Raw genomic sequence first — 17,870 nt, 5'->3', positions numbered from 1 at the left:
GTTCGGTTGAGTTGCTTGATTCCTCTTTCAGAGCACACGGCGCGGTGGCTATACGGTCGCGTGATTCTCGATCTGCCGGAGATCAGCCGGCACCCAGACGCGGAAGGTCGAGCCTTGCTTCGGCTGACTTTCGACGTTGATGGTGCCGCCGAGCATTTCGAGCAGACGGCGGACGATGTAGAGGCCGAGGCCGACGCCACCGTATGCACTCGCAATCGAGCGATCGGCTTGGCGGAACGGCTCGAAGATGATCCCTTGCGCTTCCTTCGAGATGCCGATGCCGGTGTCGCTGACACGGATCTCGACGCCCCCATCATTGAGGTTGGCTCCCACCGTAATGCGACCGCTGTCGGTGAACTTCACCGCGTTGCCGATGAGGTTCTTCAATACCATCTTCAACTTCACCGGATCGGTGAACAGCCGCGCGTGATCCGCGGCGACCTGCCACTCGAAATTCAAGCCCGGCTTCTCGCGCCACCCCTGGGTTTCGGCGTCGACCTCGCCGATGAGGTCGGCGACGCGGACATCCTTCAACTCCAGCGGCACGCGGCGGGTCTCCAGGCGGCTGAGGTCCAGCGTGGCTTCGATGAGTTCGAGCAGCTCATGCGAACTTTTCGCCATCCGCCGCAGCGTGTCCGACTGATCTCCCGTCATTGAGCCGAACTCGCCGTCGAGCAAGAGATCGTTGTATCCGATGATGAGATTGAGCGGCGTGCGTAGCTCATGCGACATCGAGGCCACGAAGTCCGATTTCAGACGGTTGGCCCGGTTCAGCTCTTCGACCAAGCGCGCGTTGGCCAACGCCATCGATGCGAGTTGGGCGATGCCGCGCGCGATGCGCCGCTGCTTGCTGGTCGACGGATCCACCCGCGCGCGCCAGCTCGCGGTCTGCACGCCGATAATTTCCTTGCCGCGCCGCAGCGCCATCCACAACCGCGGCGAGTCTGCTGCGTGGGGCTGCCACGGCGTGCTCAAACCGTCAGGGAGCACCGTCGCCCCGGTGGCGACGTCATCTTGTTCGAGATCGGCGAGTAGCGGCGTCATCGCTTCCTGCGGTACCTTGAGGACGCGGGTGAGTTCGCGCTCTTCCGCGGTGGCGCCATACACCGCGACGGGAAGGTACGCGTCGTCCTCCGGTCGCCACAGCAACGTGTAGCTGAGATCACTCTCCAGCACCTCCGCCGTGAGCTGACACAAGCGATCGAGAATCACCGGGGTGTCGAGCGAGGAGATCAGCTCATGGCCGACGCGCGCCAGCGCCGCCGACACCTCGGCCTCCTCTTGTAACTCAACGGTCTTGATTCGCAGCGCATCCTCGGCACGGCGGCGCTCGGTTTCGCCTTCATCGGCCCGTCCGCGTTCGCTGCGCGTGCGCTCCACTAGGTAGCCGTAGAAAGCCGCGGCGGTGAACAGGAAGGGAATTCGAATCAAGGAAGGTGAACTCCACAGCGACCAGCTGCCGCCCGTGGCCGACAAGCCGTAGAGGTAGGCGACACACACCGCCACCGCACCGATGGCAATGAGACGCAAGTTCTCACCAATCGCCGCCAGCAGCAGGACGAAGAAGTACAGATAGAAGAAGTCGGCTTCGAACCGCTGGCTCTGGAGTAGCAACCCGGTGATCCACAGCGTGTCACCGACAATGATCCCCACGCCAAAGGGGAGCGAATTCATGACCCGCGGCCCGAGTTGGGCGAAGACCACGTTCGACGCCAGCGCCGCCACGATCAGCAGAACCCCACTGACCGGGGGCAGCGCAAAATCTTGCTCCACCAACAGCAGGTACGCCGTCGCTACGATCAGCGTATACCGAAGGAGCAAAAACGCGCGGTTCGCCGGTAGATTCTCCATCAGGTCCCCGCCCCTTTTGCACGATCGGGACCAGACCGCGGCGCATAGCAGACTCTGCATTCGCACAGAGTCCAGCACAGGACGCGTGTGCACGCCGTTGACTATCGTCAGCCGAAAAACGCTCTGTTTGGGCTTGGATTGTCACTCCAGCCGACTCCAGATGGGAACGCAGGCTTCGCCAATCGGGCGCGTGAGGTCGGTGCCAAGGCCACCGTCGACAGGTGCCGTGGCCAGCAAACTTTGCGGAGAGCGTACTCGATCGGGCCCGTTCAGCGAGCAACCGATTGCTCGGGCGACCGCTCGGGCAGGACGCAGTACCCACCCTCGGAGAAACCCTGCGCCCCGATACCGAAGGCATGGTTGAAGCGAGCGCGATAGTTTTCCCACGCGATGACCGCGGTCAGCTCGACGAGTTGTGCGGAGGTGAAGTGCGCACTCAATTGTGCGAACACGGCGTCAGGAACCTCAACCGGGGTCGTGGTCACCAACACCGCGTAGTGGATGACCAGCTGTTCCAGGGGCGCGAATGCCGCGCTCTGTTCGTAGATGGGCAGATCGCGGAGTTGCGCCTCGCTCAACCCAGCTGCTCTGCCGACGGCAGAGCCGATATCCATTCAAAACGGGCACCCGACCAGCGCGGCGGCTTTCAGCGACGCCAGCGCCTTGAGCTTGGCATCCACCAGGCGAGCCCGCCCGAGTGCAAACTCGTACGCACCATAGGCCTGAAAGATCTGCGCATGATGCGCGGCCACCGCCAGGGGATCCGGAACCTTTCCAAACCGGCGCCGGGCGACCCAGAAGGCCAACCGCGCCAACAGCGGCGCGCGTCGTGGCTCTACTCCATCGATCCGATTCATGGTCTCACCTCCGGTCGTCGCAACACGCGCTGGCCGCGCCACCAACGCGGCAAGCAGAGCACGACGAAAAGCGCCGCGGGAAACAGTACCCCCGGCAGATCGATCAGCCAATGTCCGGCGTGCAGCCGATCATTCAGAATGTCGGCAACGTGTATCAGCGCGTGCAGTCCAAAGAAGAGTGTCGCTCCCGCCAGTGTCACCCGCCGGATCGAAACCGACACCGCCCCCGCACACAACCCGATCCCAAAGGTCGTGAACGCGGCGCCAATATCGCGCACGAAGTGGGCATTGAGCGGGCCGGTATCGGGCACCGCGGCCGGAAGATAGAGATACCAGGTCCCCGGCGACGCGAGCATCCAGACACCGTTGGCCACGTTGAAGACACCGAGAATCCAAAACAGCACGGTCATGCACTCCTCCTGTCGCCGCCGCCTAACATCATCACGCCACCGGCAGCGAAAAGGTTACAGCGGCGCGCCGTTCCCGGGGTCGGCGAGTATAGCGGCCCGCGCCGCGGCGCGGCCGGCGAGATATCCGGTCGACCACGCCCATTGGAAATTGAAACCGCCGATGCGGCCATCGCAATCGAGCATCTCGCCGATGAGATAGAGTCCCGATATCTTGCGTGATGCCATCGTGCGGTAGTCGATCTCATTGAGCGGCACACCACCGGCCGTGACCTCCGCGAAGTCCCACCCGCGATCGCGTTCAATCGGCAGCCATAAAGCGGTGAGCGCGTGCGCCAACGCCCGCCGCTGCGCGCGTGAGAGTTGCGCGAGGGGTTGTTGCGCTTCCATCTCTGCCACGTGGATCAGCGCCGCGGCCAAACGATCGGGAAACATCTCAGCCAGCAATTTCCCGATCGATAGTCGTGGACGCGACTCCGCGTTTGCAATCAAACGTTGCTCGATCTGCTCAAAGGTATCGCCGGGCATGAAGTTGCCCTGCATCTCTACCCGCTGCTCACTCCCGCGCGCGAGCGTCCAATGCCGACTCGCGTCCATCACAGCGGGGCCACTGATGCCAAAATGCGTGAACAGCAGACTGCCGGTGCGCCGATCGCGCAGCTTGCCGTCGACGAAGGTCGAGAGTTCGACTTCGCTCGACAGTCCAGACAGCTCGGCATGGAACATGGTGTCGGCCAACACCAGCGGCACCAGCGCCGGAAATGTCGGCGTCACCGAGTGACCGAGTCGCTGCGCGATCATCCACCCCTGACCGTCGCTGCCGGTGCGCGGCAGCGAGCGGCCGCCGGTGGCCATGATCACGATACGAGCGTGCAGAGCGCCGTGGATGTGTTGAATCGAAAACCCGCTCGCTTCGTCTCCGGTCAGGTTCTGCACACGACATTCGGTGCGAATCGCAACACCGAGTTCACCGCATCTTCCGAGCAGCGCGGTCAACACCGTTTGCGCGCGGTCGCTGACCGGAAACAGCTTGCCGGTCGCTTCGCGCTTCAACTCGACACCGAGCGAGGCGAACCAACGGACGGTTGCGTGCTCGTCAAATGCCGCGAGGATGTTGCGGACGACCGGCGGTGATCCGTTGAAGTCGCTGGGCCGCACCGCAGCGTGCGTGACGTTGCAGCGCCCGCCGCCCGAGATCAAGATCTTCGCGCCGACCTTGGGCGCAGATTCGAGTAGCAGCACGCGCAGCGAGCGCCCCTCGGCGCGGGCGGCTTCGGCGGCGAAGATGCCCGCCGCAAGTCCGGCGGCGCCGGCACCGATCACGGCGATGTCGCAGTTTTCGTTCACGCATCGCAAAGTAGTCGGGAATCGCGCGCGGCGATAGCGCGTCCGGCGACCTTGGCCGTGGAATCGAAAGCCTCCAAACAACCGCCCGTCGGAGCAACTGTCACGCCCTTCGAGACGGCGCTTCGCGCCTCCTCAGGCCGAGCGGGAAAATCTTGTGGCAGAAGGAAAGAACCGTTCATGCTGAGGAGCGCCGAGAGGCGGGTCTCGAAGCATGCGCAGGCCCTTCAACCGGCCGCTAGGGCGTCACAGTTCGGGTCGGGCGACGAGTTGGTGTTGGCGTTCGTGTGATGGTCGGTCGCTGCGTGAAGGTGCGTGTTGGTGTGCGCGTCGGGCGCCGCGTGAATGTGGCCGTGCGTGTCGGCGTGCGCGTGAGCGTCGGCCGTCGGGCAGACGTACGCGTCGGCGTGATGGTTGGCCGCCGTGTGAACGTGCGCGTCGGCGTCAGCGATGGCGTGCGGGTGCGCGTCGCACTCGGCGACGCCGTCGCCGTCACGGTCGGGCGACGTGTCAAAGTCGGCGTCGCGGTATTGGACGGCCGGCGCGTCGGTGTCAGCGAGGGAGTCGGTCGCGGCGTCGGGCTCGGCGTTGGCGTTGCGGTCGCCGATGGCACCGGTGTGCCTGGCGCGCCATCCGCCTCGTATGCACCGATGTCGAAGCCAAGCCCCTGCGGTCGAACACCGCCATCAAGATCGTTGGGCAACACGTCGACGGGCGTACCGGCATCAATCGCCGGGCTGCCGCTGGCGAGATGGTAGTCGTCGGCAGCCGCGTTCACGAACACCGCCGCGGGCGCGGCGATGAACGAATGGGCGTCGAACCCGAACCCCTGCCAGGCCGCGAAGCTGTAGAACGTGCTGTCGTCGGAGAACACGTTGACCACGACGTTGTAATCCGACTGCAGGCCGGGTTGGCTCGATGGATCGACTTCGAGACTGCCGCGCGCACCCGGATGGATCAGGATGTTGTTGAGCACCTGGTTGTTGATGCTGCCGTCCTTCAATCCGATCGCAAAACGGCCGTTGCTCGCTTGCACGATGGTGTTGCCGACGAAACGATTGTCGCGCGTGCCCCACTCGTTCCCATCGCCGTCGTCCCACCCAGCGATGCCGCTGGCGTGGTTGTTGTAGAGCAGGTTGTTGCGGATCAGCGACGTACGTACCGAGGCGAGATTGATCGCCGCGGCGCCACCCACGCCGTTATCATGGATCACGTTAGCCTCCACCAACGCGTCGTTGATGATGCCGTCGCCCTGCGGATCGGTGGGATCGGGCCCTTGCTGCGCCGGATCGGCGTTGAGCTGAATGCCCGCCGCGTGGTTGTCGTGGACGTGATTGCGCCGCACGATCGGACGATCACCACTGTTCGAGACATAGATGCCGTGCTCGGCGACAGAGAAGGACGTCTCGTTGTCTTCGATGAGGAGATCGCGGGCGAAGCCGGTGAAGATGCCCCAGCGCCCGTTGTCGTGACAGAAGCAGTTGCGGATCACTACGCCGGTGGCGTTGGTTTCCGGCTCGCCTTGGACCGCGACACCGGCGCGTGGCGCGTGATGCGATTCAAAGCCGTCGATGACGACGTAGTCGGCATCGCGTACCCAGATATTGTCCGAGTTCGCATTCGCCACGCCCGGCGAGGTCACTATCACGCCGGGCACAGCCAAGAATCTGATCGGCGCCAGCGCCGTTCCGGAATTGCGAGCGCGGAATCCTCGATAGGTCCCCGCCAGCACGATCACGTCATCGCCGGCCGCGGCCACGTCGCCGGCTTTCTGCAAGGTCTGCCACGGGGCGAGCATGCTGCCGACACTGCCGTCGTTGCCCGACGGTGACACGTAGTACGTCGCAGCACTTGCTACCCGACCCGCTACACCCAGCCAGATCAGCGACGCGAGAACTCCGAACCTGAACCGGCGCGCAATCATGCAACTCCCTTCGATCGCTCCAGCACGGTGCAGGTTTCGTACCCCGCGACGTATCGTCGAGCGACCGAAATCGGTGCAGCACGAACCAGCCAGCAAGTGATACCGCCTTGCCAGCGCGCCGATGGAGCGGCACTGAGCATTGCCCGCAGACGCCATGTTTGAATCTCGCTGGCGCTGCAGGTAAGCGATGCGCATGCGCCGGCTGCGCCCGCATCTCTACATTGGCCCCTCGATCTACCCGACCGACTTACCGCGCGTGCGGCGCAAGGGGATCACCGCCGTGCTGTCGCTGCAGCAGGTCGACATCGATCTGCCGCGCGCGGCCATGGAGCGCATGCGTGCGGCGTGCGAGCCGCGCGCTATCGCCTTCCACAACATCGGCATCCACGATTACGATCCCCAGGCGGTGATCGCCGCGTTGCCACGCACGTTGCGGATGCTGCACGGACTGATCGGCGACGGCCGCATCGTCTACGTTCACTGCACCGAGGGGATCAATCGCGCACCGTCGATTGCGCTCGCCTACCTCGTCTGCCACGAAGCGCTCGCCGTCGATCACGCCCTCGCCGACCTGCGCCACTGCGATCCGGGCGTGAAGCCGTACGCGGCGGTGATCGAGTGGCTGCGCGGACAAGCGGAGAGGCTTACAACGGATTGAACTGATGGAACGGATTCGGAGGAGCCGCGATGATCAAGCTCAACCATTTGTCTCTCGCGGTGCGCGACTACCGCGCGACGCGCAACTGGTACGTCAACACGCTCGGGCTCAAGCCGGAGTTTGAACTCGCCGACCGGCGCGTTGCGGCGGTGCAGGACGATGCCGACTTCACGCTGATTCTCGTCGAGGCGAAGCAGGACGTCGCGACCGCGGTGTCAACCTTCGCCTGCCAGGTCGACGACGTTGAGGCGTGGCATCAGCGTCTCGCACAACGCGGCGTGCCGTTCGTGTACCCGCCGCAGCGCAACGACTGGGGGTACGGCGCCGAGCTGCTCGATCCCGACGGCTACCGCATCAGACTGTGGGACGAAGTCACGATGCGCGAGAAGAGCCAAGGATAGCGTTGCGGTCCGTGCAGTACCCTGGTAATTGATCGACATGCCGCTCGCTCACTCCCGGTTGACCGCACAAGGGCAAGTCTCGGTGCCCGCCAAGGTTCGGCGCAAACTCGGCATTGGCCCCGGTTCGTTGCTGGAGTGGGAGGAGGACGGCGAGAACATCGTGGTTCGCCGAACCGGGCGCTACTCATCAGAAGATGTGCATCGCGCGTTGTTCGCGAAGGCACCCAAGACTCGAACCATGGAGGAACTGAAGGACGGCGTGCGGCGGCACATGAGAAAGCGGCATGCGCGCCGTTGACACCAACGTCGTCGTTCGGTTGATCACGCGCGACGAGCCCAGACAAGTCGCGGCGTCGGAGGCCTTCGTGGCCAGGGGAGCGTGGGTTCCTCACCTCGTACTCGCAGAGGTCACGTGGGTTCTGGCCTCGGTCTACAACTTGGACCCGGCGGAGATTGCGACCGCAGTCGCAATGCTCTTGAACCACAAGGATCTGACGGTGCAAGACGCCGATGTCGTTGCCTCCGCCCTAGCGCACTTCCGCGCGAAGCCGTCCGTCGGCTTTTCCGACTGCCTCGTCCTCGAGATCGCGCGCAAGGCCGGCCATCTTCCGCTCGGTACGTTCGATCGCGCACTCGGCAAGCTCCCTGGCGCGCAGAGATTGTAGCGCACAGGGTTCGAGTCGACCCACCATGCACTCAAGTCGAATCGCGAGCCTTCAACTCTCGTATCGCGGGCCTCGCGCGGGCGTGCGCAACATCGGAAGCAACTCGATGGCTCGCACCCACATGGAGATGTTGAGATGAACTCCCCGGACTGTCTGCTGTGCAAAATCGCCGCCGGTCAGTTGCGCGCACGCGTGGTCGTCGAGACCGCCAACATCATCGGCGTTATGAACGACGCGGAACCGTTCGCGAGAGGGCACGTGGTCTTCTTCGCCAAGCGCCATGCTTCGCGGCTCACGGACATGCACGACGAGGACCTCGGCGAAATCTTGGTCGTGATCAAGCGCGTCGCCGCGGCCATGCAAGTGGACGATTACAACGTGCTCCAAAACAACGGTGCCCTCGCCGGTCAGACCGTGTTTCACGCCCATGTGCACTTGATTCCGAAGTGGAGCGAGCGCGAGGGCCTCGTCTACCAACGCGAGCCGCAACGCGATGTTGACCACGACGACGTTTATCGAAGGCTGCGAAAGCTGAAGGACGTGCTGTCGCGCACGGCGGTCTAGCGGATTTCGGCACCGGAGGGACCCATGCATAGAGACGCGCGTTTCGCCAAGGCCGCCGAGTTCATCTGGACGCATGCGCGGCTCTTGGAGCGGCGCGTGTTCGCGTGCCGTTTTCTCGACGACGATGCGCAGCTCGTAGTCAATGCGCTTCGCGCCTACCAGAATCGCGACGGCGGATTTGGGCACGCACTCGAACCGGATCTGCGCGGCCCCGACAGCCAACCGGTTTTCGTCGACTTCGCACTGACCACGTTGCGCGAAGTAGGTGCTCGCGATGCGGAGATCGGAGGTCGCGTCTGCGACTTCCTCGCCTCCATCGCGGCACCCAGCGGCGCCGTACCGGCGATCCTCGCCACGGCTCACCAGCATCCGCGGGCGGCGCATTGGAACGGTGATTCCGCGCTGCAGCCGTCGCTCAATTTCACCAGCGGCATTGCCGGCCAGCTCCACTGGCAAGGGATTCAGCATCCTTGGCTGGAACGCGCCACAGCCTACTGCTGGGCAGAGCTTCGTAACTCCGTCATCGGCGACGCGCACAGTCTGCGCAGCGCCTTGGTCTTCCTCGACAACTTCGGCGGCGAGCGCCGCACACGCGAGCTTACCGAACAGCTCGCGACGCAACTGCCGACCGCCGACTTCTTCCTCGCCGACGTACCAGTTACGCGCTACGGACTCACCCCGCTGCACTTCGCGCCGAGTCCCCGGACGCCCGAACGGCGACTGTTCTCTGACTCGCTCATCGAAGCCCACCTGGACGATCTGGCTGCGCGTCAAGCCGCCGACGGCGGCTGGCCAATTTTCTGGGACGCGCCCGGTGAGACTGCGCGCAACGAGTGGCGCGCGCGCTGGACGCTCGATGCCTTGTCGGTACTGCGCGCCTACGGCCGGTTGTAGCTGGCCGTGCGACGCAGCGTCTCATCATCCGCCGTAGAAGGTCTTCTCGCCGAGATCCTTGAGCCACAGCACCGCATCGTCCGGCCGCCGTTCGGGTGGCTTGGCGACACCCGCATCGACGACTTCGCCGACGACGATGGCGTGGTCGCCGCCTTCGACAACTTCGCGCAGCCGGCACTCAACGAAGGCCGGCGTACTCTCGAGCAACGGTGCGCCGGTGGTGCCGCGCCGGAAGCGTTGGCCTGCAATCGTGTCGCCTTCGGGTGTCACTGACTTGAAGAACGCGAAGGCGAGCGCCTGCTGGCCTTTGCCGAGCACGTTCAACGCGAACGCACCGCTGGCCTTGATCACCGGGAACGCGTTCGAATCGGTCTTGACGCCGACCACCACCAGCGGCGGCTCGAACGATGCCTGCGTCACCCAATTCACCGTGGCGGCCGCGAAGCGGCCGTCGGACGTCTCCGCCGTCAACACATAGAGTCCGTACGGGATCATGCGGAGCGCCGTCTTCTTCATAGCTGGGTCCATGCTGTCCTCCTGCGCGAAATGGCCAACGCTTAGCGCGGGTCGTATGCGCCGCACAAGCGATGCGACCGCGCGCGTACCTGCTTACCCCTGAGAGGCCCAACCGACGGGACGCCGGCTTGGAGTGCCGATGAACCGGTCAACGAGATCTCAGCCCGTCCGTCATTCCCGCAATCTTCAAGCGAATCCACTCCCCACATCTCCCCTGGATGCCGGCTTAGAGATCGCCGGCATGACGGATTGGAAGGTTCGGTCCATGGGCAGGTGACGCCATGAGGTCCGCGTCGAGCGCCGGCACGGTTTGACCGAGACGTTCGCACACTGCGCGTCGCACCCATTCCAGCCGATCGTTGCCCCAGAATTTCTGCTCGCCGTAGACAAAGAACGGCACGCCGAAGATGCCCTCGCCGAACCCTTCCATGAGACCCTGCATGACCCGCTCATGAAAGGTGGCGTCAGCACTCGCGCGCAACGTCGCGGCGGCATCGAGTCCACATGCGCGAGCGACATCACTGAGCACCTCGTGATCGCCGAGGTTGCGGCCTTCGCTGAAGCGCGCCGCGAACGCCGCCAACGCGAATGCATCGCCCTTGTCGCAATCGCTCGCAAACACATACGCTGCGTGCGGAACGATCCAGTCGGTGCCCCCGACCTTCGGCCACTTGATCCGCAAGCCGTACGCCGCCGCGATCCGCGTGATGTCGTGTACGATGTACGCAAGTTTCACGGGGAGCGCAGCCGGATCGTTGGGAAACTCCGGCGGCGGAAATACCGGGATGCGCCGAACCGTCACCGGCAATCCGGCGAAGGCGCGCTCCAGCCGGTGAAAGGCGAGCCACGCATACGGACTGCGAAAGCTGAAGTAGAATTTGATCGTCTCCATCGCGAAACCCTCCGGGCGGCAATCGTTGCCGGTTCAAAATAGTCCGGTGCCCGCCGGCACACTAGCCGGGTACTTGTGTTTGCGCTGCCAATCATCGACCATGCACGCACTCGAGCATCGCCGCGTGCGGCGCTCTTACGATCACTACCGGCACTGGAGGCGACGATGAAAATCTACGATTCGATGGGGCCAAATCCACGCGCGCTGCGCATGTTCTTGCTCGAAAAGGGAATCAAAATCGCGACAGCGCCCGTCGACTTGCTCGGCGCGGAAAACCGGCAGCCTCCGTACACCGATCGCAATCCCGGTGGGCAGATCCCGGCGCTCGAACTCGACGACGGCCGGGTGCTCGGCGAGACCGTCGTGATCTTCGAATATCTCGAAGAGAAACATCCGACGCCGGCGCTCATCGGCACGACGGCGGAAGAGCGGGCCGAAACCCGCATGTGGCAGCGCCGTGTGGAACTCAACATTACCGAGAATCTCTACAACGCCTTCCGCTACGCCGAAGGGCTCGGGCTGTTTCAGTCGCGCATGCGTTGCCTGCCGGAGGCCGCCGACGGCTTGAAGGCGATCGTACGCGACAAGCTGGTGTGGCTCGACGGATTGATGGCGGGCAAGTCGTTCGTCGCCGGCAAGCGCTTCACTATCGCCGACATCATTCTCTACTGCGCGCTCGACTTCGGCGCGACTGTGGGCCAGCCGGCAGATCCCGCGCTCGGCAACCTCGCCGCGTGGATGACCCGCGTCGCCGCACGCCCAAGCGCGAACGCGAGTTTGCACGAAGCCGCCGCCTCGATGGGCATGCGCGGTTGATACGTGCCTGGTTGCCTGGTTGGCTTTGCACAAGAAGGCCCTCGATACGATCGCTTCGCGATCTACTCGGGCAAGCGGGCATTCGGCTGTCCGAGAAAATACCGCTTCCCCGAGTAGCCGCACTGAGTAGAAGCCGAAGGCTTCGTATCGAAGGGCGGCGTATCGAGGGGCGGAAACCTCTTTTGTGCAAAGACGATCGGGTGCTCGTTTGCTTGACAACCCGGAATGCGGTTGCGATACCGGCGCGGGTCGTTGCGCTCTCCCAGACGTTCGATGCCGAGTAAGTACACCTACATCGACGGACTCGCCGTCAATTACTTCCACGCTGGCGCCACGACGGTTCCCGGGGAGGTACCGGACCTCGACCGCGGCGCCACGCTGCTCTTCATCCACGCCGCCGGTTCGAACGCCAATACCTGGAACCGACAGCTCGATCACTTCAGCGCCGCGCACAGCCCCATTGCCTTCGATTTCCCCGGTCACGGCCGCTCCGGCAGCACCGAAGGGTTGCGCAGCATCGCCGCGTACCGCGACTTCACCAAAGCGTTCGCGGACACGCTGAAGCTGCGTCCGTTCGTCCTCATCGGCCGGTCAATGGGCGGCGCGATCGCGATGGAGTTCGCGATCGCGCATCCAAAGCAGGTCAAGGCATTGGTATTGGTTGCCACCGCGGCGAAGTTTGAGTTGTCCGCCGAGCGGATCGAGACCTGGCACAACGTCATGCGCGGGCGCGCGCAGCAGCCGTTCACCACCGAAGCCTTCTCGCCGAAAACCGACTTCGCGATCATGCGCGAAGCCTGGATGGAGCAGGTGAAGACCGATCCGCGCGTGCGCTACTTCGACTTCCTCGCGTGCAACGCGTTCGACATCACGACACGGCTCGCGCAGATCAGAGTACCGACGTTGATCATCGCCGGGCGCGACGACGGCATCACGCCGGTGACGAAGTCGGAGGAGCTGCAGCGCGGCATTGCCGGCTCGCAGCTCGTCGTCATCGAAGACACCGGCCATACGGTCACGAGCGAGAAGCCGGCGGAATTCAACGCCGCCGTCGACGAGTTTCTGGCGAGGTTGGCGCAGTGAGCACCATTGCCGTGCTGGGCGGCCTCCACCCTAGCCCTCCCCCGTTCGCGGAAGTGCTCACAGGGGAGGGGACCGGAGGTCACGCGTGGGTCCTCTCCCCTGTTGCCACTTCTGGCAACGGGGGAGAGTCAGAGAGGGGGCCGATCGCATGAGCGGCTTCGAGCGCAAAGCCGTGATCGCCGGCGTCTACGAGCACCCCACCCGCTGGGCGCCGGACAAGACCATGTTCCAGATCCACGCCGAGAGCGCGCGCGGCGTGCTCGCCGACGCCGGGCTGACGATCAAGGATGTCGACGGTTTCTTCACGTCGGGTGTCGGGCCGATCGGGATCATGTCGCTGTGCGAGCATCTGAACATCAATCCGCGCTTTCTCGACTCGACTTCGATCGGCGGCTCGTCGTTCGTCGCGCACGTCAGCCACGCCGCCGCCGCGATTGCCGCCGGCCTGTGCGACGTCGCGTTGATCACCTACGGCAGCACCGCATCGTCGGAACGCTTCGCCGTCGGCACCGGTGGTGGCTTCACTGGCGATCCGCCCGATCATTTCGAGAGTTCCTACGGACCCACCGTCGTCGGCTCGTACGCCATGTGCGCGCAGCGCCACATGCACGAGTTCGGGACCACGTCAGAGCAACTCGCCGAGATCGCCGTCACCATTCGCCGCCATGCGTCACTCAATCCGGCGGCGAAGTTCCGTGACCTGATCACTGTCGACGACGTGCTTGCGTCGCGCATCGTATCGTCGCCGTTGCACCTGCTGGATTGCTGCATCATCAGCGACGGTGGCGGCGCGCTCGTTGTCACCAGCGCGGCGCGCGCGCGCGATCTCAGGAAGAAGCCGGTGCAAATCCTCGGTGCGTCGGAAGCGCTGTGCCACACGGCGGCCGGCGTGCGCGATCTCACCGATATGGCAGCGAAGCAGTCTGGCCCACGCGCACTCTCAATGGCGGGCGTCGCGCACAAGGACATCGACATGTGCATGGTGTACGACTCGTTCACCATCACCGTGCTCGAGACGCTAGAGAATCTCGGCTTCTGCAGGAAGGGCGAAGGTGGTGCGTTCGTACAAGACGGCCGCATCGGCCTCGGCGGTGAGTTGCCGATCAACACCGATGGCGGCGGCCTGTCGTCGAATCATCCCGGCATGCGCGGCATGTTCCTGGTGATCGAAGCCACCAAACAATTGCGCGGCGAGTGCGGCGCACGCCAAGTGAAGGACTGCGCGATCGCGCTCTGTCACGGCACCGGCGGCATGCTCGGTCTGCGCCACAGTGGCGCGACTCTCATCTTGGGGCGAGACTGATTGAGGCGAGACCGATGGCTGAGAAGAAATACGCGAAGCCGCTGCCACGCATCGACGAAGAGTCGAAGGGATTCTGGGAAGCCTGTCAGCGCCACGAGTTGCGGGTGCAAAAGTGTCACGACTGCGGCGCCTTCCGCTACTATCCGCGCGCGCTCTGCCCGCACTGCCTGTCCGATCGCACCGAGTGGGTACTTTCGTCCGGGCGGGGCACGGTGTACACCTTTACCGTGACGCATCAGAACCAAGCCCCCGGCTTTCGCGACGCGCTGCCGTACGTGATGGCATACGTCGAACTCGACGAAGGCGTGCGCATGCTGACCAACATCGTCGACTGCGATCCGGCGCAGGTGAAGATCGGCATGCCCGTGCAAGTCATCTTCGAAGACGTGACACCCGAAGTCACCATCCCAAAGTTCAAACCCCTCTGATTCCAAACTGCCGACTGCCCTCTGCCTACTGCCAACTGTCTTCAAGATGATTCTCGATCTCCACACCCACTCCGAAGCATCCGAGGACAGCCGCGCTCCGGTCGAAACCTATCTCAAGTGGCTGCAGCGCAAGCGCGCCGAGGTGCCGATCGACGGTCTCGTGCTCACCGAACACCGGCAGTGGAATCCCGACACCGATTATCGCGCGCTCGAAGACCAGTATGGCTGTTTGATCCTACGCGGCGCCGAGGTCGAGACCGACTACGGCCACGTGTTGGTGTACGGCGTCAACGACGACATCACGCACCGTTTTGATTTCACCAACGTGCGGCTGAACGCGCGCGAACTCATCCCCGCGGTGAGCGAGATGGGCGGTCTCGCCCTGCCCTGCCATCCGGGTCGACCGACCATCGGCTTGTGCGAACACTATGAAACCAAGGGACCGATCGATGGTGTCGTCGCCGTCGAGGCGCTCAACGGCGGCAGCCGGCGCGGTGAGAACGAACGGGTGCAAGCGATCATCGACCGCTACGGCTACAAATCGTTCGGCGGCAGTGACTCGCATCTGGTCAGCTTCATCGGCATCTGCGCCACCGAGTTCGACCGCGACATCCGCTCTATAGATGATCTGGTCCACGAGCTGCGCCACGGCTCGTATCGCCCGATCGACTTCCGCGCCAACCTAGCCCGAAAAGCGTCATAGCCCCGACTCACGGCTCACGACTCACGATTCACGCCTCACGATCATGCCGCTCACCTTCGACAAGAAAATCATCGGCAACGAGTTTGACCACACGGTTTTCAGGCCGGTGACCGCCGCGCAGCTGCGCGAGTACGCGGAAGCGGTGGGCGAAACCAATCCGCGCTACACGACCGCGAGCGACGCCGAGCTGGTTGGCGCGCCGACGTTCGTCGTCGCGCTGCGCGGCAAGCACTTCATGCCGTCCAACATGCCGAACCTCGGGCGCAACGGCTTCGATGCCGGCAAAGACATCGACTTCGGCGCTCCGGTGCGCGTCGGCGACGTGCTGACCGCGTCGAGCACGGTGCATGACATCTACGAGAAGACCGGTCGCACCGGCAGCATGGTGTTCCTCGTCTTGCGCTCGGTCATCACCAATCAACACGGCGAGTCGGTGGCCACCATCGATCAGAAGATGATGTTTCGATGAGCGGGGCGAATTTCGACACAGTGGAAGTCGGCGACGAGATCCCGGGCTTCTCAGTGACGTTCGCGGGCGAACAGGTGAAGCGCTACGCGCTCGCCGCCGATATGCCCGGCCGGCGCTTCATGAGCGACGAGGACGCGAAGCAGGAAGGCTTGCCCGGGCAGATCGTGCCGGGGAACCTGAGCATGGCGCTGTTCTCGCGCATGATCACCGACTGGAATCCCGACGCGGCGCTGGTGCGGCTGAGCGCGACGTTTCGCGGCATGGTGTACCCCAATCGCGCGCTCACCGTGCACGGCGTGATCACCGAGAAGCACTCCAGCGATCACGGCAATTTCATCGAGTGCGATCTGATCCTGCAAAGCGCCGAGGGCGATCGCTGGGTCACCGGCACCGCCACCGTGCGCTTGCCCGCGAAATCCTAGGACGCGAGATCCTACTGTAGGATTGATCACCAACAGAAGAAGGATCACCGCAGAGACACATAGGCGCAGAGGAATCGTGGAGAAGAACAGATGGACGTGAACAAGCGCGACTCGTTGGCCGGATTGACGAGACTCGCAAGATAGTCGTGGGCGTCGACCGTCAGCGTCGTGCGTTGGCCATAGGGACTGACGATCGCGCTCGGATTGCCGCTACCGTCATGTTCGATGATGGTCACCGCTCGATCTGAGCGCACCCGCCAGCATACTTCTCATTTCAAGGGCTGACCCCGTCTGTATCCACGTCGCCACACACTCGATAGTGCGCCCGGTTGCGGATCGATGGAATCACGGCCGTTTGAGTTCTCGCGTCAGCTCAGGGTCATCGGAAATGTAGAAAACATCCCCCCGCTCCCTATGTTCGATCACTTCCTCGATGCCATCCACCGATGCAATGATGTAGCCAGGGTCTTTGGTAATGCCCTTCCGTTCAGTTTCGGGATGCCATCTGTGTGTCCCTAGCTTGTGCTCCAGCTGGAGGCAGTCAGGAGCGGGTCCAACAAGCACCGCCTCGAAATCATACTTCCCGAACGGTGGCAGATAGTAGTAGATCTCGACAGTCACGTCTTTTCGCTCGTATCCAGTCGGAAGCGCAAACCACCTCGGAAGCCTCGAGTCAGGCGACAGAGTGAAGTTTGATTCCGGGAGCCAGTATATGCGCTGACTGCATGCCGTCGACAGGATTGCCAGGGTACAGACGCTGCCAAGCACCGCGCGATGCAACATCGAAGTGGGCTTCATCGACATCATGCCCCCTTGGCCGGTAAACAACCGTGGCATTCAGAGAAGGTCTGGAGATTCGCGACCGGGTGCCGTTGGTGGCGACTGCACCGGACAGGCCAAAGGTCACTTGCCCGCCGTGCGACACCCTGCTTCCGCTGCCTCTCTGTCCACGACGTAGAGAATTGGTCCGCGTTGTCGATGCTCAAATATTTCATCAACTCCGTCCACCGCAATGATCGAGTAGTTCGGGTAGACTTCGTAGTTCCCGCGCTCTTTGAATTTCTCCTCCGTACAGTCATTCGGCTTCGGTGGAGGCGGGGGCTGCCTTCACTCGCGTTGGCCACGTCGCCATCGCCAGCCGCGTCGCCATACACTCAACAGTGAGCGCCCGGTTGCGGATCGATGGAATTACGGCCGTTTGAGTTCTCGCGTCAGCGCTGGGTCATCAGAAATGTAGAAGATCGGCTCCTGCTTTCTATGTTCTATAACTTCCTCGATGCCATCCACCGATGCGATGTAGTAGCCAGGGTATGTGGTAATCCCCTTCCGCTCACTCTCGGGATGCCATCGGGCCGTCCCCAGCTTGTGCTCAAGTTGGAGGCACTCAGGAACGGGCCCGAGAAGCACTGCCTCGAAATCATACTTCCCAAACGGCGGCAAATAGTAGTAGATCCGGACAGTCACGTCCTTTCGCTCGTATCCAGTTGGGATTGCAAACCACCGCGGGAGTCTCGAATCAGGCGATAGGGTGAAGCTTGATTCTGGGAGCCAGTATATGCGCTGATTGCACGCCGAAGAAAGGAACGCCAGAGCGCAGACGCTGCCAATCACCACGTGATAGAGCCGCGAAATTGGCTTCATTGGAATCATCATACTCCGACGCACAGACAACC

The 17,870-nt window shown here is 63.4% G+C and carries 24 protein-coding genes; 13 read left to right on the top strand and 11 right to left on the bottom strand.

What is annotated here, in order from left to right; genetic code table 11:
• Positions 1-48: 48 nt before the first annotated feature.
• The 6 genes from HYR72_26780 to HYR72_26755 form a co-directional block, all read right to left on the bottom strand.
• Positions 49-1,851 (bottom strand): GAF domain-containing sensor histidine kinase, encoded by a 1,803-nt coding sequence (locus tag HYR72_26780; GenBank protein MBI1818607.1) that lies wholly within the window; start codon positions 1,849-1,851, stop codon positions 49-51.
• 269 nt (positions 1,852-2,120) lie between these two features.
• The gene (locus HYR72_26775) at positions 2,121-2,429 is read right to left on the bottom strand and encodes a carboxymuconolactone decarboxylase family protein (GenBank protein ID MBI1818606.1); all 309 of its coding nucleotides are present in this window, start codon (positions 2,427-2,429) and stop codon (positions 2,121-2,123) included.
• A gap of 36 nt (positions 2,430-2,465) precedes the next feature.
• The gene (locus HYR72_26770) at positions 2,466-2,708 is read right to left on the bottom strand and encodes a hypothetical protein (protein MBI1818605.1); all 243 of its coding nucleotides are present in this window, start codon (positions 2,706-2,708) and stop codon (positions 2,466-2,468) included.
• Complete coding sequence (locus HYR72_26765) at positions 2,705-3,118, bottom strand: hypothetical protein (GenBank protein MBI1818604.1); 414 nt, start codon at positions 3,116-3,118, stop codon at positions 2,705-2,707. Before HYR72_26765 ends, HYR72_26770 begins: the two co-directional genes overlap by 4 nt.
• A gap of 54 nt (positions 3,119-3,172) precedes the next feature.
• Positions 3,173-4,462: an NAD(P)/FAD-dependent oxidoreductase gene (locus HYR72_26760; GenBank protein ID MBI1818603.1), complete on the bottom strand. Its 1,290-nt coding sequence runs from the start codon at positions 4,460-4,462 to the stop codon at positions 3,173-3,175.
• Between the two features lie 235 nt (positions 4,463-4,697).
• Positions 4,698-6,383, bottom strand: a complete 1,686-nt coding sequence (locus HYR72_26755) for a right-handed parallel beta-helix repeat-containing protein (GenBank protein MBI1818602.1) — start codon at positions 6,381-6,383, stop codon at positions 4,698-4,700.
• Positions 6,384-6,576: 193 nt separating this feature from the next.
• On the opposite strand from HYR72_26755, the gene HYR72_26750 reads away from it, so the two are divergent.
• From HYR72_26750 to HYR72_26725, 6 genes are all read left to right on the top strand, one after another.
• Positions 6,577-7,041, top strand: coding sequence for a dual specificity protein phosphatase family protein (locus tag HYR72_26750; protein MBI1818601.1), 465 nt, complete (start codon positions 6,577-6,579; stop codon positions 7,039-7,041).
• A 29-nt stretch (positions 7,042-7,070) separates the two neighbouring features.
• A complete protein-coding gene (locus HYR72_26745; protein MBI1818600.1) occupies positions 7,071-7,442 on the top strand; it encodes a VOC family protein in 372 nt (123 codons plus the stop codon).
• Between the two features lie 37 nt (positions 7,443-7,479).
• A complete protein-coding gene (locus tag HYR72_26740; protein ID MBI1818599.1) occupies positions 7,480-7,740 on the top strand; it encodes an AbrB/MazE/SpoVT family DNA-binding domain-containing protein in 261 nt (86 codons plus the stop codon).
• Complete coding sequence (locus HYR72_26735) at positions 7,727-8,107, top strand: type II toxin-antitoxin system VapC family toxin (protein ID MBI1818598.1); 381 nt, start codon at positions 7,727-7,729, stop codon at positions 8,105-8,107. The genes HYR72_26740 and HYR72_26735 overlap by 14 nt, the downstream gene beginning before the upstream one ends.
• A gap of 135 nt (positions 8,108-8,242) precedes the next feature.
• The gene (locus HYR72_26730) at positions 8,243-8,671 is read left to right on the top strand and encodes an HIT family protein (protein ID MBI1818597.1); all 429 of its coding nucleotides are present in this window, start codon (positions 8,243-8,245) and stop codon (positions 8,669-8,671) included.
• Between the two features lie 24 nt (positions 8,672-8,695).
• A complete protein-coding gene (locus tag HYR72_26725; protein ID MBI1818596.1) occupies positions 8,696-9,565 on the top strand; it encodes a hypothetical protein in 870 nt (289 codons plus the stop codon).
• Between the two features lie 24 nt (positions 9,566-9,589).
• Here the strand turns inward: HYR72_26725 and HYR72_26720 are convergent, their stop codons facing one another.
• On the bottom strand, positions 9,590-10,093 hold the full coding sequence (locus tag HYR72_26720) for a flavin reductase family protein (GenBank protein MBI1818595.1): 504 nt from the start codon (positions 10,091-10,093) through the stop codon (positions 9,590-9,592).
• A 214-nt stretch (positions 10,094-10,307) separates the two neighbouring features.
• On the bottom strand, positions 10,308-10,973 hold the full coding sequence (locus HYR72_26715) for a DsbA family protein (protein MBI1818594.1): 666 nt from the start codon (positions 10,971-10,973) through the stop codon (positions 10,308-10,310).
• Between the two features lie 165 nt (positions 10,974-11,138).
• Here HYR72_26715 and HYR72_26710 point away from each other — a divergent pair, with 165 nt between their 5' ends.
• The 7 genes from HYR72_26710 (at position 11,139) to HYR72_26680 (ending at position 16,197) form a co-directional block, all read left to right on the top strand.
• Entirely contained in the window at positions 11,139-11,789 is a 651-nt protein-coding gene (locus HYR72_26710; protein ID MBI1818593.1) for a glutathione S-transferase family protein, read from the top strand.
• A gap of 273 nt (positions 11,790-12,062) precedes the next feature.
• Positions 12,063-12,872, top strand: coding sequence for an alpha/beta fold hydrolase (locus tag HYR72_26705; GenBank protein ID MBI1818592.1), 810 nt, complete (start codon positions 12,063-12,065; stop codon positions 12,870-12,872).
• Between the two features lie 148 nt (positions 12,873-13,020).
• Positions 13,021-14,175 (top strand): thiolase domain-containing protein, encoded by a 1,155-nt coding sequence (locus tag HYR72_26700; protein MBI1818591.1) that lies wholly within the window; start codon positions 13,021-13,023, stop codon positions 14,173-14,175.
• 14 nt (positions 14,176-14,189) lie between these two features.
• Positions 14,190-14,603 (top strand): Zn-ribbon domain-containing OB-fold protein, encoded by a 414-nt coding sequence (locus HYR72_26695; GenBank protein ID MBI1818590.1) that lies wholly within the window; start codon positions 14,190-14,192, stop codon positions 14,601-14,603.
• Between the two features lie 46 nt (positions 14,604-14,649).
• Positions 14,650-15,306, top strand: coding sequence for a PHP domain-containing protein (locus HYR72_26690; protein MBI1818589.1), 657 nt, complete (start codon positions 14,650-14,652; stop codon positions 15,304-15,306).
• 43 nt (positions 15,307-15,349) lie between these two features.
• Complete coding sequence (locus HYR72_26685; protein ID MBI1818588.1) at positions 15,350-15,775, top strand: MaoC family dehydratase N-terminal domain-containing protein; 426 nt, start codon at positions 15,350-15,352, stop codon at positions 15,773-15,775.
• Positions 15,772-16,197, top strand: a complete 426-nt coding sequence (locus HYR72_26680; protein MBI1818587.1) for a hypothetical protein — start codon at positions 15,772-15,774, stop codon at positions 16,195-16,197. The genes HYR72_26685 and HYR72_26680 overlap by 4 nt, the downstream gene beginning before the upstream one ends.
• Before the next feature lie 44 nt (positions 16,198-16,241).
• Here HYR72_26680 and HYR72_26675 read toward each other — a convergent pair whose 3' ends face one another.
• The 3 genes from HYR72_26675 to HYR72_26665 form a co-directional block, all read right to left on the bottom strand.
• Entirely contained in the window at positions 16,242-16,451 is a 210-nt protein-coding gene (locus HYR72_26675; GenBank protein MBI1818586.1) for a hypothetical protein, read from the bottom strand.
• A gap of 91 nt (positions 16,452-16,542) precedes the next feature.
• The gene (locus tag HYR72_26670) at positions 16,543-16,818 is read right to left on the bottom strand and encodes a hypothetical protein (protein ID MBI1818585.1); all 276 of its coding nucleotides are present in this window, start codon (positions 16,816-16,818) and stop codon (positions 16,543-16,545) included.
• Between the two features lie 567 nt (positions 16,819-17,385).
• Positions 17,386-17,838 carry a hypothetical protein gene (locus HYR72_26665; GenBank protein ID MBI1818584.1) on the bottom strand — a complete coding sequence of 151 codons (453 nt, stop codon included), beginning with the start codon at positions 17,836-17,838 and terminating at the stop codon, positions 17,386-17,388.
• Between the last annotated feature and the right edge of the window lie 32 nt (positions 17,839-17,870).

Source organism: Deltaproteobacteria bacterium, assembly GCA_016178705.1.
Classification (GTDB): domain Bacteria; phylum Desulfobacterota; class Binatia; order HRBIN30; family JACQVA1; genus JACOST01.
This window is presented reverse-complemented; position numbering and strand designations above follow the sequence as displayed.